This window comes from Sulfurovum sp. AR, assembly GCF_000296775.1.
Lineage (GTDB): Bacteria > Campylobacterota > Campylobacteria > Campylobacterales > Sulfurovaceae > Sulfurovum > Sulfurovum xiamenensis.
In genome coordinates this window covers 1-12,632 of record NZ_AJLE01000007.1, presented here as the reverse complement: position 1 = coordinate 12,632, position 12,632 = coordinate 1, and the positions used below count along the sequence as shown (strand labels likewise).

At 40.6% G+C, this 12,632-nt stretch carries 15 protein-coding genes; 5 read left to right on the top strand and 10 right to left on the bottom strand.

Going from position 1 to position 12,632, the window contains the following annotated elements:
- Window positions 1-38: 38 nt before the first annotated feature.
- From SULAR_RS07355 to rpmB, 4 genes are all read right to left on the bottom strand, one after another.
- Window positions 39-263, bottom strand: a complete 225-nt coding sequence (locus SULAR_RS07355; protein WP_008244609.1) for a YdcH family protein — start codon at window positions 261-263, stop codon at window positions 39-41.
- Between the two features lie 73 nt (window positions 264-336).
- Complete coding sequence (argJ, locus tag SULAR_RS07350) at window positions 337-1,548, bottom strand: bifunctional glutamate N-acetyltransferase/amino-acid acetyltransferase ArgJ (protein WP_008244608.1); 1,212 nt, start codon at window positions 1,546-1,548, stop codon at window positions 337-339.
- Window positions 1,541-2,671: a TrkA family potassium uptake protein gene (locus SULAR_RS07345; protein ID WP_008244607.1), complete on the bottom strand. Its 1,131-nt coding sequence runs from the start codon at window positions 2,669-2,671 to the stop codon at window positions 1,541-1,543. The genes argJ and SULAR_RS07345 overlap by 8 nt, the downstream gene beginning before the upstream one ends.
- Before the next feature lie 24 nt (window positions 2,672-2,695).
- Window positions 2,696-2,905 (bottom strand): 50S ribosomal protein L28, encoded by a 210-nt coding sequence (gene rpmB, locus SULAR_RS07340; protein ID WP_008244606.1) that lies wholly within the window; start codon window positions 2,903-2,905, stop codon window positions 2,696-2,698.
- Window positions 2,906-3,181: 276 nt separating this feature from the next.
- Here rpmB and rpe point away from each other — a divergent pair, with 276 nt between their 5' ends.
- The 3 genes from rpe to SULAR_RS07325 are packed head-to-tail and all read left to right on the top strand — an operon-like array spanning window position 3,182 to window position 5,211.
- Window positions 3,182-3,823: a ribulose-phosphate 3-epimerase gene (rpe, locus tag SULAR_RS07335; protein WP_008244605.1), complete on the top strand. Its 642-nt coding sequence runs from the start codon at window positions 3,182-3,184 to the stop codon at window positions 3,821-3,823.
- 19 nt (window positions 3,824-3,842) lie between these two features.
- Window positions 3,843-4,433, top strand: coding sequence for a phosphoribosylanthranilate isomerase (locus SULAR_RS07330; protein WP_008244604.1), 591 nt, complete (start codon window positions 3,843-3,845; stop codon window positions 4,431-4,433).
- 37 nt (window positions 4,434-4,470) lie between these two features.
- Window positions 4,471-5,211 carry a 3'-5' exonuclease gene (locus SULAR_RS07325; protein WP_238536373.1) on the top strand — a complete coding sequence of 247 codons (741 nt, stop codon included), beginning with the start codon at window positions 4,471-4,473 and terminating at the stop codon, window positions 5,209-5,211.
- Here the strand turns inward: SULAR_RS07325 and SULAR_RS07320 are convergent.
- Genes SULAR_RS07320 through uvrB form a run of 4 tightly spaced genes read right to left on the bottom strand, consistent with a single transcriptional unit; the run spans window position 5,208 to window position 10,517 of the window.
- The gene (locus tag SULAR_RS07320) at window positions 5,208-5,867 is read right to left on the bottom strand and encodes an EI24 domain-containing protein (protein WP_008244602.1); all 660 of its coding nucleotides are present in this window, start codon (window positions 5,865-5,867) and stop codon (window positions 5,208-5,210) included. The genes SULAR_RS07325 and SULAR_RS07320 overlap by 4 nt on opposite strands.
- A gap of 17 nt (window positions 5,868-5,884) precedes the next feature.
- Window positions 5,885-6,409, bottom strand: a complete 525-nt coding sequence (locus SULAR_RS07315; protein WP_008244601.1) for a gamma carbonic anhydrase family protein — start codon at window positions 6,407-6,409, stop codon at window positions 5,885-5,887.
- Window positions 6,409-8,496 (bottom strand): RNA degradosome polyphosphate kinase, encoded by a 2,088-nt coding sequence (locus SULAR_RS07310; RefSeq protein WP_008244600.1) that lies wholly within the window; start codon window positions 8,494-8,496, stop codon window positions 6,409-6,411. Before SULAR_RS07310 ends, SULAR_RS07315 begins: the two co-directional genes overlap by 1 nt.
- A 47-nt stretch (window positions 8,497-8,543) precedes the next feature.
- Window positions 8,544-10,517: an excinuclease ABC subunit UvrB gene (uvrB, locus tag SULAR_RS07305; protein ID WP_008244598.1), complete on the bottom strand. Its 1,974-nt coding sequence runs from the start codon at window positions 10,515-10,517 to the stop codon at window positions 8,544-8,546.
- A gap of 74 nt (window positions 10,518-10,591) precedes the next feature.
- Here uvrB and SULAR_RS07300 point away from each other — a divergent pair, with 74 nt between their 5' ends.
- Both SULAR_RS07300 and SULAR_RS07295 read left to right on the top strand, forming a co-directional pair.
- Complete coding sequence (locus SULAR_RS07300) at window positions 10,592-10,810, top strand: hypothetical protein (RefSeq protein WP_008244595.1); 219 nt, start codon at window positions 10,592-10,594, stop codon at window positions 10,808-10,810.
- Between the two features lie 25 nt (window positions 10,811-10,835).
- Window positions 10,836-11,057, top strand: coding sequence for a hypothetical protein (locus SULAR_RS07295; protein WP_008244593.1), 222 nt, complete (start codon window positions 10,836-10,838; stop codon window positions 11,055-11,057).
- Between the two features lie 16 nt (window positions 11,058-11,073).
- On the opposite strand, the gene SULAR_RS07290 is transcribed toward SULAR_RS07295, so the two are convergent.
- Both SULAR_RS07290 and SULAR_RS11460 read right to left on the bottom strand, forming a co-directional pair.
- Window positions 11,074-12,066, bottom strand: a complete 993-nt coding sequence (locus SULAR_RS07290; protein ID WP_008244592.1) for a diguanylate cyclase domain-containing protein — start codon at window positions 12,064-12,066, stop codon at window positions 11,074-11,076.
- 39 nt (window positions 12,067-12,105) lie between these two features.
- Window positions 12,106-12,513 carry a prepilin-type N-terminal cleavage/methylation domain-containing protein gene (locus tag SULAR_RS11460; protein ID WP_008244590.1) on the bottom strand — a complete coding sequence of 136 codons (408 nt, stop codon included), beginning with the start codon at window positions 12,511-12,513 and terminating at the stop codon, window positions 12,106-12,108.
- Between the last annotated feature and the right edge of the window lie 119 nt (window positions 12,514-12,632).

The following is a 12,632-nucleotide window of genomic DNA, read 5'->3' as shown; positions in this document are numbered from 1 at the left end:
GATATGGGCAAGAGCCCATAGGATGTTAAGGACTATAATTATGCTTTAGATTTTTTATAGTCTAAGATCATTTTATACGCTTCGTCTTTCAAAAGAAGTTTTTCTTTTTTCAGTGTTTCAAGCTCTGCATCAGTTAAAACCGTACGACCAGCTTCTGCATCCTCTACTTGTTGATCAAGTGCATTGTGTTTATCAAAGATATTTGCAAAATGTGCATTACTTTGTTTAAGTTCGTGTATTTCATCTCTGTATTCGTGTAACATGGTAATTCCTAGTATTAATATTTCTATAATTATAACTTTTTTGTGGTTAGCAAAGAGTTAAAATTACAATTTTTTACGTTCGGTATTCTGCATTTATTTTTACATATTCGTAACTCAGGTCGCAGCCATAGGATGTATAACTGGCATCACCTAAGCCGATATCACAAGTGACTTTAAAACGCTCTTGTTTCATGACCTTGTATGCCTTCTCTTCACGTACTTTGTCTAACTCCCTAAATTCACTGGAGTAGATAAGAAGGTCATCATAATGTATGGTAAGGGTTTCATCATCACAGGCTATACCGGATGCGCCTATGGTTGAAGCAATACGTCCCCAGTTTGGATCTTCTCCAAAGAGTGCAGTCTTTACCAGAAGAGAGTTACTTAATGCCATACTTGCTCTCTTCGCGTCTTCTTCACTCTTGGCACCCTTGACTTCAAAGGCTACCAGTTTGTTAGCCCCTTCTCCATCCTTGAGTATAAGCATCGCCAGTTCAAACATAATCTTGTTGAGGGCTTCAGCAAAGGCTTCTTTGTTGTAATGGGAACTTTGTTTGTTTGCAAGTAACATGACCGTATCATTGGTAGAGGTATCACCATCTACAGAGATGCGGTTAAATGAGCTCTTTGTTGCCTCTGTAAGCAGTTCATCCATGTCAGACTTGGGGATGTTGGCATCGGTAATGACAAAACAGAGCATGGTAGCCATCGCAGGATTTATCATGCCTGCACCTTTACAGATAGCTGCGATATTAAATGTGTTGCCATCTTCAAGTTCTACTTGATATGCCAACTCTTTTTTGAAGCTGTCAGTGGTCATGATGGCACGGGCTGCCTGATGCGAATTTGAAGCATTAAAGTCCAGTGTATCAAACGCAGAGGTGATCTTGTCTATAGGCAAACGGTATCCTATGACACCCGTAGAACTCATTACAGGGTTCAGTACTTTTTGTTTGGTGCTGAGTATAGACATAATGGATTCTATATCTTCTATACCTTTATTCCCTGTCATGGCATTGGCATTTTTGGCATTGATGAGGACAAAGTTGGTTTGAAAATCTTTAGGATATTTTTGAAAATGTTTGATAGGTGCCGCTTGAAATGTATTGCTCGTAAAGACAGCGGAGATATCACAAGGTTTTTCGCTTCGTATAAAGGCAACATCACCATCTAGTTCAGAACTATCAGAGTTGACAGGTTTTTTTCTCATACCAACATTGGTCGCTCCACAGAAGAATCCTTCTACATTCTCTAGACCGTTTTCAAGTGGAATAAGCTTATACATATTTAAGTTCCTCAGGTTTTTCTTTTTTACGGATGATCTTTTTTGCTTTAGCGATACCTTCACCTGTACCGATAAGTAAAAGCTTGGATTCTGGCATAATGATCGTATCACCTTTGGGCATAGGGATAAATCTGCCATCTTTCTGACGTATACCGATCACAGTCACATTTGCTACATCTCTAAAACGGGCAGTTTTGATTTTTTTCAGTGCAAGCCATGATGTTTTAAAGACTTTTCCCTCTTCCATATCAAGAGGGGTATCTGTTTTGTAAAGGAACTCTTGGAGAAGGTTTTCCATGTCCGGACGTGCTGCCATAGCATTGATACGCTGTGCCATGAGTTTCGTTGCAGTGACGACCTTGTCCGCACCAAGTTTAAGCAGTTTTTGGTCATCTTCACTGCTTTTGGCATTAGCAATGATAAGGAACTTTTTCCCGCGGTGTATCTCTGATTCATAGAGTCTTGCAGAAGCAATGGTCGCAATATTGTCCGCAATGTTGTCTGCAAGCGTGATCACACCTTTGGCTGAAGAGAGGTGCGATTTTAAGATGCCTTCTTCTGTATGGGGTTCAGCTGTTACAAAGTAAGGGTAATGGTATTTCTTTGCTATCTCTTCCATATCTTCTCTAGGGTCAACCACCACAAAAGGGATGTGGTTTTCACGAAGTTGTTTGGTTACCTGTATCGTAAATTCATTATGATAACAGACAATAAAATGGTGTTTAAGTCTAGCAATTTCGTAAAGCATTTTACGCTCCTTGACAGTTTTTTGAAATTCACCTTTTTTGACGACTTCTGCGATAATACCTATAGCGATAGAAAAGACAATAAAGCCAAAGATAATAAGCGTGATGGTGAAAATACGTCCCATATCTGATATGGGCTTTATCTCTCCGAAACCTACGGTAGTAAATGTGATACCTGTTTGATAAATGGCATCCATAAGTGGAAAACCGTCAATAAGCATATAGCCCATCGTACCGATAAGCATAACAATTACAGTAAGTATAAGGGGTAGTCTAAAGGGGGCTAAATGACCATAATACTCATCATTTAGTGTAATATGAGGTTTGGGTGCGCTTCTCCAACCGAGAAACTTTTTAAATTTTTGTGTGGCTTTCACAGCCAGAGTCCCAAAGGTAGGGACTTACTCAGCTGTAGCAGCTTGAGCAGCGCGTTTCTTCATTGTTCTAAGTGTAGAAGCCGCCACTTTAACTCTTTTAGTTGTTCCATCTTCAAGTGTGATCTTTACAGATCTTAAGTTTGGAAGTTGTCTTCTTTTTGTTTTGTTGTTTGCGTGAGAAACGTTGTTTCCTGTCAATGGGCCTTTCCCCGTAATGTCACATCTTCTTGCCATAGTATGTCCTTTAAGTTAATCGTTTTTGTATCAGTCAAATGTAAAACGATGAATATTTTGTGGGATTATAGACGATTAGAGCATAAAATTTGCTTAAGATACCTCTTTGGCAAGTATCAAAATAGAAAACAGGGACAAATAGAGAAGTTTATAAGAGAATCAGCACATTTTTTATAAGCATATTCTTGGATGAATGGTACTGTAATGCGGTATCATAGCACTAGGTCAAAAGTTTGATTTTGCTATAATAAATTAAAATAACACAAGAGGATATTTATGTTAGTAGCCCCAAGTATACTTTCTGCCGATTTTGGACATTTGGCGCGTGATGTTGCCGCCATTTGTGAGGGTGGATGTGACCTTGTCCATGTCGATGTGATGGATGGCCATTTTGTACCAAACCTCACCATAGGACCTGTTGTTGTGGAAGCAGTAGCTCAAGTTGCAACCAAACCTTTGGATATACATCTTATGGTAGAGAATAATACATTTTTTGTTGACCTTTTCGCACCTTTGAAACCGGAGTTTATATCGTTTCATATCGAAGAGGAGAAACATCCTCATAGACTTATCCAAAAAATACGTGCGTTGGGTATACGTCCTGCGATCACGCTGAATCCACATACGTCGATTGAAGCGATAGAGTTTTTAATTGAAGAGGTAGATATGGTACTTCTCATGAGTGTGAATCCAGGTTATGGAGGACAGAAATTTATTCCTTCGGTTGTAGAAAAAGCAAAGCGCTTAAAAGCATTGATAGAGAAACGCAATCCAAAATGTCTGATAGAAGTAGATGGCGGAGTGAATGATGAAAATGTCAAAGAGTTGGAAGCAGCAGGTGTTGATGTTGTGGTGGCCGGTTCGTTTGTCTATAAACATCCAGACGGTATAGAAAAAGCCATTTCTGCATTAAAATAAGAATAAAAGGGAAGTGTATATGAGAGTGAAGATTTGTGGTATTACCAACTTGAAAGATGCATTGCATGCCGTAGAGTGTGGAGCAGATGCATTGGGTTTTGTTTTTTATAATAAATCACCACGCTACATCACACCGGCAGCAGCGAAAAGAATCATCGATCAACTTCCCCCTTTTGTGGAAAGAGTAGGGCTTTTTGTCAATGAAGGTGTAGAGACGATCGATACGGTGTGTAGATATTCTGATATTTCACGTGCACAGATCCATTTTGATGTTGATGAAGAGTCTTTGGCTGCCATCGGTTTACAGACTTTGCCTGTGGTACGTGCAAAAGGTCCGGAGGATCTAACAAAATTCCAAGACAGATACCGGTTGGTAGACGCTTACAGTGAAGTCTATGGCGGTGCGGGAGAACGTCTGAATCTTGAATGGTTCAATGGCATAGATTGTTCTAAGATCATTTTGGCGGGAGGTTTAACCCCTGAGAATCTGGAACAAGTGAAACAACTTGGTTTTTACGGTGTGGATGTAAGTTCTGGTGTAGAATCCATTAAGGGGAAAAAAGACCCTAAAAAAGTGCAACAATTTATAGCCAATGCAAAAAGTCTTTGAGGAACTTACTACAGCCTTTCGTAAACATGGAGGCATATTGCATGAAGAACAATACAAACATATTGTTACAAAGTATACAACCCTACTGGAAGATGCCGAAACGATCTTCATTCTTCTTCAAGCTTCAGGCTATCCTATCTCTCAATTAAGTGATGAACATTATAGACTTGAAACCTGTTTTACTTCACATAAAGAACAGCGTTATTGTGTCATAGATATAGAAACGAACGGGAGTAAACCAGGGACTTCACAGGTCATAGAGATCGGTGCAGTGATGGTGCAGAACGGGGAGATCATAGACCGTTTTGAAACTTTTGTTGAATGTGCGTTTTTACCGGAATATATTACGAAGATCACAGGTATAGAACCCACGGATCTTATCGGTGCACCCACTAGAAAAGAAGCATTGACAGCATTACGACATTTCATGGGTGATGCGGTGTTTGTCGCACATAATGCAAATTTTGATTATAGTTTTTTGAATGCCTCTTTTGACAGATTTGGCCTGGGGCACATCGGGAACCCTAAGCTCTGTACGATCGATCTTGCCAGACGTACCTTTGAGAGCGAACGGTATGGTCTTGCCTATCTGATAGATTTTTTAGAGATAGAAACGGCTACGCATCATCGTGCTTTTAGCGATGCGCTATGTGCTGCAAAGGTGATGGAAAAAAGCTTGGAAACAGTGCCGGAATATGTCAAGAGTGCAGATGAACTGTTACGTTTTTCCGTCTCCAGTAAGAAAGAGCGAAGGATCAAAAAAGAAAAAGAGCGTTAAAGGTTATTTTCTTTTCCCAGAATGTGATGCAGGAACAGTATCTGTGCAAATACTGGGGCAAAGATATTGACTAAGGGAATATAGTTAAAGAGTGCAGCTATCATAGCCAATATCCTTGTGTTTTTCCTTTTCTCTTTGCGTACCGTTTTGTCACTGAGGAAGAGCGCCCCTACATCATAAATGGTAGGCTCCTTGAGCAAGATGGACCACAGGTAGAGTATCAATACCTGACCCAATATAGGTATAAAAAGTAAGGGCAGTGTGAGGATGAAGAGCATGAGAAAAACGATACTTGCTTTCAGGGTTAAGAAAAGAGAAATCGTGATATTCGCACTGCCGACTACAGGCACATCAGGATAACGTTTTTTGGCTAAGGCGAGAAGTAACTTTTCACTGTAAAGTGAAGTAAGCAATGAGACCATGATGATAAAAAGCATATAGGTCAATGAAAAAGTTGCTACAGATGCTCCTGATGTCTGTAGCCATTCCCAGGGGATCCATGAAAGATATGAAGCAATAATGTCTGTCAATAGACCCCACATATTCCATGCGAACAGCAGTATAAGAGCGAATGAAATGAATCCTATCTTGATGACAAAAAGGATGACATCTTTAGAGAGCATATCCTGTAGACTTTTTGTGATGATCTGTTTCATTTTTGAATAGCTGATGTCTACTGATACTCATTTTTAAAACTGACATACCGTTTAGCAGAGGCATAGAGTTCTGCTACTTCTTCATCTGTCAACTCACGTACGACTTTTGCAGGACTTCCCATGATGAGACTTCGGGGAGGGAAGACCTTGTTCTTTGTGACCAGGCTGTCTGCCCCCACGATAGATTCCTTGCCTATGACAGCCCCATCAAGTATGGTGGCAGACATACCTATGAGACAGGCATCTTCTATTGTGCAGCCATGAAGCATGACACGGTGACCTACGGTGACATCATTACCTATAACCGTAGGATGTCCATCTGACATATCCGCTTTTTTATGGTGTGTGACATGTATCATACTGAGGTCTTGGATGTTGGTTCTGTCTCCTATGGTAATGTGGTGCACATCTCCACGTACCACACAGCCAAACCATACAGCAGCATCTTCTCCCATGGTTACACGTCCGATCACAGAAGATCCTGCAGCGATCCAGGCATTAGGTCCTAGCTTGGGTGTCCACTCTTTAAATTTTATGATCATTAACTATCCTTTAATATACGATTTGCCAAACGGCTTACATAGTCAGGTGTCTCTTTTTTTGTTTTATCATGAATCTTGTTGACATACTCTTCCAACACAGTATGGTTGTTGACCGTTTTACCAAGAGGTGGTACTTTGGTGTAGTTTCCATCTTCTTGCAGTTTCCAACGTAAGGTATTATCTGCAAGCTGCAACATCAAGATCTGCTCTATCTTTTGTTTCAGGTTCTCTTCCAAGATAGGGGTCATAAGCTCTACACGTCTGACAAGATTACGAGGCATGAGGTCCGCAGAGGCGATGTAGCATTTGATTTTGTCGTGTTTAAAAAAGTAGACACGTGCATGTTCCAGATATTTCCCTATGACAGAAGAGACCGTAATGTTTTCACTGATGCCTTTGATCCCCGGTCTTAAACAACAGATACCACGGATGATAAGATCAACCTTGCACCCTTTTTGTGAAGCGATATAGAGTGCTTTGATAATATCGGCGTCTACCAAAGAGTTTGCTTTCAGAATGATATGCCCTTCAGATCCATGTTTATACTCTTTCTCTATGAGCTTGAGAAGCTTTGGCTTGATCTGTGTAGGTGACATGAAAAGCGTATCAAGTTTGGTATGGGTAGAGAAACCTGTGAGGAAGTGAAAAAAGTGCGTCGCATCTGTACTGAAAATTTCTTTTGTTGTAAAATATGATATATCGGTATAGATCTTCGAGGTACTAGGGTTATAGTTTCCTGTTGCAAGATGTACGTAACTCTTCAGTTTTCCATTTTGTCTTTTGATCACCTGTGCGATCTTGGCATGTACTTTGAGCCCAGGTATACCATAGACCACGTGTGCACCCACATCTTCAAGTGCTCTTGCCCAGCGCAAGTTGTTCTCTTCGTCAAATCTTGCTTTGAGTTCGACAAGTACCATCACCTGTTTCCCATCACGTACGGCATCGATAAGGGCTTTGACGATAGGAGAGTTCGGACCGGCTCGGTAGAGTGTCATACGTATAGTGATCGTTTCGGGGTCTACGGCAGCTTGTTTAATGAACTTTACGACCGGCTCAAAACTGTCAAAAGGATGGTAAAGCAGTACGTCTTGTTTTTCGATCGCCTCAAAGATATTTTCACTGTTCAACGGAGGCAGGATCTTTGGGCTAAATGTAGGTAAGACAAGGTGCGAGAGTGCTTTATCCCCTACGATTTGCCAGAGACCTCCCAGGTTAAGTGGGAGCGTTTTGTAAGAGTAGATATCTTTGTCATCAAGATTGAGATGAGAGAGTAAAAAGTTGATCAGATCAGCGTCTGCACCATCGATGAGTTCAAGACGGATAAGCGAACCTTTATTTCTGGAACGCAACCCTTCTTGAAGGATCTCTAAAAAGTCATCGGCTTCCTCTTCCTCTATCTCGATATCTGCATTTCTTGTGACCCTGAAAGGTGTAGAGGCCAAAGGGCTGAATCCAGGGAAAAGTTCAGAGGCAAAGTGCTCAACCACAGATTCTATAGGAATAAATGTTTGTCCCAACTGTATAAACCTAGGGAGTATCCTAGGGATACGCACAAGTCCATGTTTGATATGTTTAGAGTCATCTTCCAGTGTCAGCGCCAAACCAAAACTAAGGTTGTTGAGGTGAGGGAAAGGGTGTGTGGCATCGACGGCTATGGGAATGATCACAGGATAAATTTCATTAAAGAACTTCTCTTTTATTTCCACTTTTTCATCTTGGTTGAGTGCATCGTGGTTCTTTACATTGACCCCATGTGTGTGCAGTTCAGAGATGATAGAAGTGTAACATGATTCCAACACTTTGTGTTCTTTGTGTAGGTATCCATGTATCTGTTCGAGCTGCTGACTTGGCGTCAGTTTGTCTGGCCCGGTCTCTTGTATCCCTGCTTTATAGAGTGCCTTAAGCCCTGCCACACGTATCATATAAAATTCATCAAGGTTTGTTCCGTAGATAGCAAGAAACTTAAGACGTTCAAGTGGTGGTAGTTGTTCATCCAGTGCTTGTGCCAGAACACGTGAGTTAAACTGCAGCCATGAGAGTTCACGGTTAAAATAGAGTTGTGAAGAAGAGAGATCTAACGCCATGCATTTTGCCTATATACTTTAAGATTTACGTGTATTATAGCAAAAACCTACAATTTTTTGATTTTTGCTATCTGGTCACGTAGTCTGGCAGCCTCTTCAAAGTCCAGATTTTTTGCAGCGGCAAGCATCTTTGCCTTGAGTTCTTTGACCATTTGTTGGCGCTCTGCTTTTGGCATTTTGTCCAGTTTGCTCTGTTTATTGTAGAGTTCGCCTGCATCTTCTACTTTGAGGTCTGTGTCAAGGACCCTGAGTGTGGTCTTAGGGGTAATGCCATGTTCTTTATTATAGGTGATCTGTTTTTCTCGTCTGGCTTGTGTGGTATCGATGGTGAACTGCATGGAGTCTGTGATCTTTTTCGCGTACATAAGCACATGTCCATTGGCATTTCTTGCAGCCCTTCCTGCTGTTTGTATGAGAGAGGTTCGTGAACGTAAAAACCCTTCTTTGTCTGCATCGAGAATGGCGACCAGACTGACTTCTGGAATGTCAAGTCCTTCTCTAAGCAGGTTGATCCCCACTAAAATATCGAACTCGCCTAAACGTAGAGAACGTATGGTTTGGTTACGTTCTATCGCATCCATATCCGAATGCATATGGCGGGCTTTCAGTCCAAGATCATTGTAGTAGGTTGTCAACTCTTCTGCCATCTTTTTTGTCAACACTGTGACAAGTACACGTTCACCGCGTGCTATGACCGGTTTCATCTTGTCATGGAGGTTTTCGACCTGGTACGTACTGTCAATGACTTCTATCTCCGGGTCAAGCAGTCCTGTAGGGCGTACGACCTGTTCCGCTACGGCGGAAGAAAGTTCTAGTTCAAGTGGAGCAGGGGTAGCTGAGACAAAGAGAAAATGAGGTGCTTTATGGATATACTCGTCAAACATCAATGGACGGTTGTCCAGTGCAGAAGGGAGTCTGAAACCGTGGTCCACCAGGACCTCTTTACGGCTTCTGTCTCCTGCATACATCCCTCTGAACTGTGGCAAAGAGACATGGGATTCATCTACAATAACAAGATAATCATCGTGCATTGCTTCAAAGTAGTCCATCATGGTATAAGGTGTCTCTCCTGCTTTTTTCCCAGTAAGATGTCGGGAATAATTTTCGATACCTTTACACATCCCTGTACCTTCCAGCATCTCCAGATCAAACTCCGTACGCTGTTTGAGACGGTTGTACTCGATCATACGGTCTTCTTTTTGGAAGTATGCAAGTCTCTCCTCAAGTTCCTCTTCTATGCTTTTGACGGCACGGGCAAGTTTCTCTTTAGAGACAATGAACTGATTGGCCGAGTAGATGGTGACCTCTTTGACACCTTCTTCTTTTTCTCCAGTGAGTGAGTTAAAGCCATAGATGGCTTCTATCTCATCCCCAAAAAACTCTACACGTATGGCAAACTCTTCAGAGTAGGCAGGGTAAATGTCTATGACCTCACCTGTCACACGAAAATCACCTCTGTCAAAGAACTCGTCATTACGTTTGTACCCCATATCTACAAGTCTAAGAAGTAGGGCTTTTTGGTTATACTCATCTCCCACACAAAGTTTCTGTACGATGGAGCGGTAGTCATCAGGACTACCCAACCCATAGTTGGCAGAGACTGAAGCGATGACGATGACATCATCATGTGAGAGCAGGTTCGCTGTTGTACTTAGACGCAAACGTTCCAACTCCTGGTTGATGGAAGAGTCTTTTTCTATGAATAGGTCTTGTCGTGGTAGATAGGCTTCGGGCTGATAATAATCATAGTATGAGATGAAGTACTCAACATGGTTGTTGGGGAAAAAGCTTTTAAACTCTGAGTAGAGTTGTGCTGCCAACGTTTTGTTATGGGTCATGATGAGGGTGGGTTTTTTTGTTTTCTCTATGATCTTTGCCATGGTGTAGGTTTTCCCTGAACCTGTAACACCAAGCAAGGTCTGGTATTGATTTCCTGCCTCTATGGAGCGTGAAAGTGTCTCTATGGCCTGGGGTTGATCACCGGCAGGTTGGTATGGACTTGATACCGTGAAATTTGGCAAAATAAACCTTTACTTTTATGTTGTTTCTTTTTAAATTTTTGCTATTATAACACAAAGAAATTATGGAGAATACAATGGCAGCATTACAAAAATTACAAGAGAAGATAGAACAGTGGAGAGCAGACCATGAAGCACTGAAAAGTGAAAATGCTCAACTTAAAGCAGAACTTGCAAATGTATCTGGATCTCAAAATGCACAAGAGGCACAAATAGCAGCTCTCAGAACAGAACTTGAAGAGAAAGATGCAGAGATAGAGAAGATCATTGCACAGGTTGAAGCACTTTTAGCATAAAGATAAGTATAAGTAAAGGTATACCATGAAAAATGTTGGACTTACTGTTTCAGGAAATCGTTATGAGATCAAACTTGAAGATGATTTTGCAGACTTTGTAAACAAGGACTTAGAAGCAGCAGGAGTAAACTTACATCAAGACAACAAGCCAGATAAGCTGCTTAAGGCCTATCTGCGGTTAGCCAAACAGGCGACCTCTTATGAAAATGAGATCGAACTGCTTATTGAAACTCTGGATGGTCTATAAAAAACCATTCCGGGGTTTATTTTAACAACGTTTCGATACGCCCCATGAATGCTTCAGGTGTCTCTTTGTAGTGAAGATGAGCTGTTGCAAACTTGAAGTTGAGTTCCGGTATCGCACCAAAATCGTGTTTCTCAAGTGTTTCACGTACACGTTTCTCCAAAATCAATGCATTTTCTTCTGATGTATCTGGCAGAAGTATAGAAAAGTGATTGTCGTCATATCGGCATGCCACATCACTTTCTCTGATCAAAGAGGTGATCAACCCTCCAAAGCTTTTAAGCAGGTATGCTTGCATCTTTTGACTATAGTGTTTACTCTCTTTTCCAAAATCATCGATAGAAATAGAGAGAAGAGAGAGGGGAGCGTTGTTCCGTACCGCTCTGGCACAAGAGGTTTTCAGTTCAGCACAAAAATACTGTTTGTTAAAGAGCTTGGTCTCATGGTCATGAATGGCATGTTTTTTCATCTGTTGATGAATATAGGCTCTTACTAGATAGATCATCAAAAGAGCAAAGATCATAGCAAGTGCAAGACTCATGTAAAATACATTGATGATCTTATTCTGTTTCAGATAAACCATTTTTTCGATAATAATGGCTAAATTCTCGGTTAAATCATAACAGTCAAGAGAATGCGGTTTGATAGTATTTTCATCTTCTCCTGAAAGTTTTTCTATATAGGCATTCCAACAAGACTGCACATCTGAAAAATCTTTAGAAAGTTTTGTTGCACCTATATAGAGTTCAGAATCATCATTATCCATCACCCATTCAGAGATATGTTGAAGTTTTTTATTGACCTCTGTGATCATTTGCGTACTCTCCTGTTCTGAAGGACGGATTGCAAGATTTTCTATAGCACCAGATATCTGGCTGACAAGTCGTACAACCTTTGTATCATTTTGCATTGTTTGGAATGAGGTATAGGTAAAATAAAAACTAAAAGGGAGTATGAGCACAAGAAGATAAAGTAAAAGTGTTATTTTGAATGAAGATTGCATTTTCTGCATAAAATTTCCTTTGTTTTGATTTTGTATTTTTAGAAATAATTAAAGACTGATACCAGTGCCCTTAACTTGGTATGTGCCTTCTAAGTATCCGCCAAATTCAACTATATTTGAACAAAATTCGGCACCATCAGGATTTGCGGTCACTGTAAAGTCTGAATTGTCTGTTCCATAAGTTATCGTATAACATACAACATTATCACAGGACTCAGAATCACCTGCCGCTAAGTTATGACCAGTTGAAGTGTAATGACTCCCAACATCACCAATGCAAACTCTCATATTAGAGACATCCTTGGCGAGTTCCGCATCATCTCTCACTGCAGCCAGCCTAGGAAGCGCAATGGCAGCTAGTATACCTATAACTATAATGACAAAGATCAATTCGATCATTGTAAATCCTTCTCTTATAGCAGAAATAGTAGGTGTTTCTTCATAATGAGTGTTCATATCTTTCCCTTCCTCCTAGTAGTTATCAACATAATATGTTTAATGACAAAGTGTACAATCATTTAAATTAATTGTCAAATAAAATTAGATAAGTAAATCTTATGAAATTTTAAACTTCA

Bases quoted from the DNA above. Each gene is read 5' to 3' on its own strand.
- SULAR_RS11460 (WP_008244590.1), bottom strand. From the start codon at position 12,513: ATGAACACTCATTATGAAGAAACACCTACTATTTCTGCTATAAGAGAA.
- SULAR_RS07330 (WP_008244604.1), top strand. From the start codon at position 3,843: ATGAGAGTGAAGATTTGTGGTATTACCAACTTGAAAGATGCATTGCAT.
- SULAR_RS07290 (WP_008244592.1), bottom strand. From the start codon at position 12,066: ATGCAGAAAATGCAATCTTCATTCAAAATAACACTTTTACTTTATCTT.
- SULAR_RS07355 (WP_008244609.1), bottom strand. From the start codon at position 263: ATGTTACACGAATACAGAGATGAAATACACGAACTTAAACAAAGTAAT.
- SULAR_RS07300 (WP_008244595.1), top strand. From the start codon at position 10,592: ATGGCAGCATTACAAAAATTACAAGAGAAGATAGAACAGTGGAGAGCA.
- SULAR_RS07310 (WP_008244600.1), bottom strand. From the start codon at position 8,496: ATGGCGTTAGATCTCTCTTCTTCACAACTCTATTTTAACCGTGAACTC.
- argJ (WP_008244608.1), bottom strand. From the start codon at position 1,548: ATGTATAAGCTTATTCCACTTGAAAACGGTCTAGAGAATGTAGAAGGA.
- SULAR_RS07315 (WP_008244601.1), bottom strand. From the start codon at position 6,409: ATGATCATAAAATTTAAAGAGTGGACACCCAAGCTAGGACCTAATGCC.
- rpmB (WP_008244606.1), bottom strand. From the start codon at position 2,905: ATGGCAAGAAGATGTGACATTACGGGGAAAGGCCCATTGACAGGAAAC.
- SULAR_RS07295 (WP_008244593.1), top strand. From the start codon at position 10,836: ATGAAAAATGTTGGACTTACTGTTTCAGGAAATCGTTATGAGATCAAA.
- SULAR_RS07320 (WP_008244602.1), bottom strand. From the start codon at position 5,867: ATGAAACAGATCATCACAAAAAGTCTACAGGATATGCTCTCTAAAGAT.
- rpe (WP_008244605.1), top strand. From the start codon at position 3,182: ATGTTAGTAGCCCCAAGTATACTTTCTGCCGATTTTGGACATTTGGCG.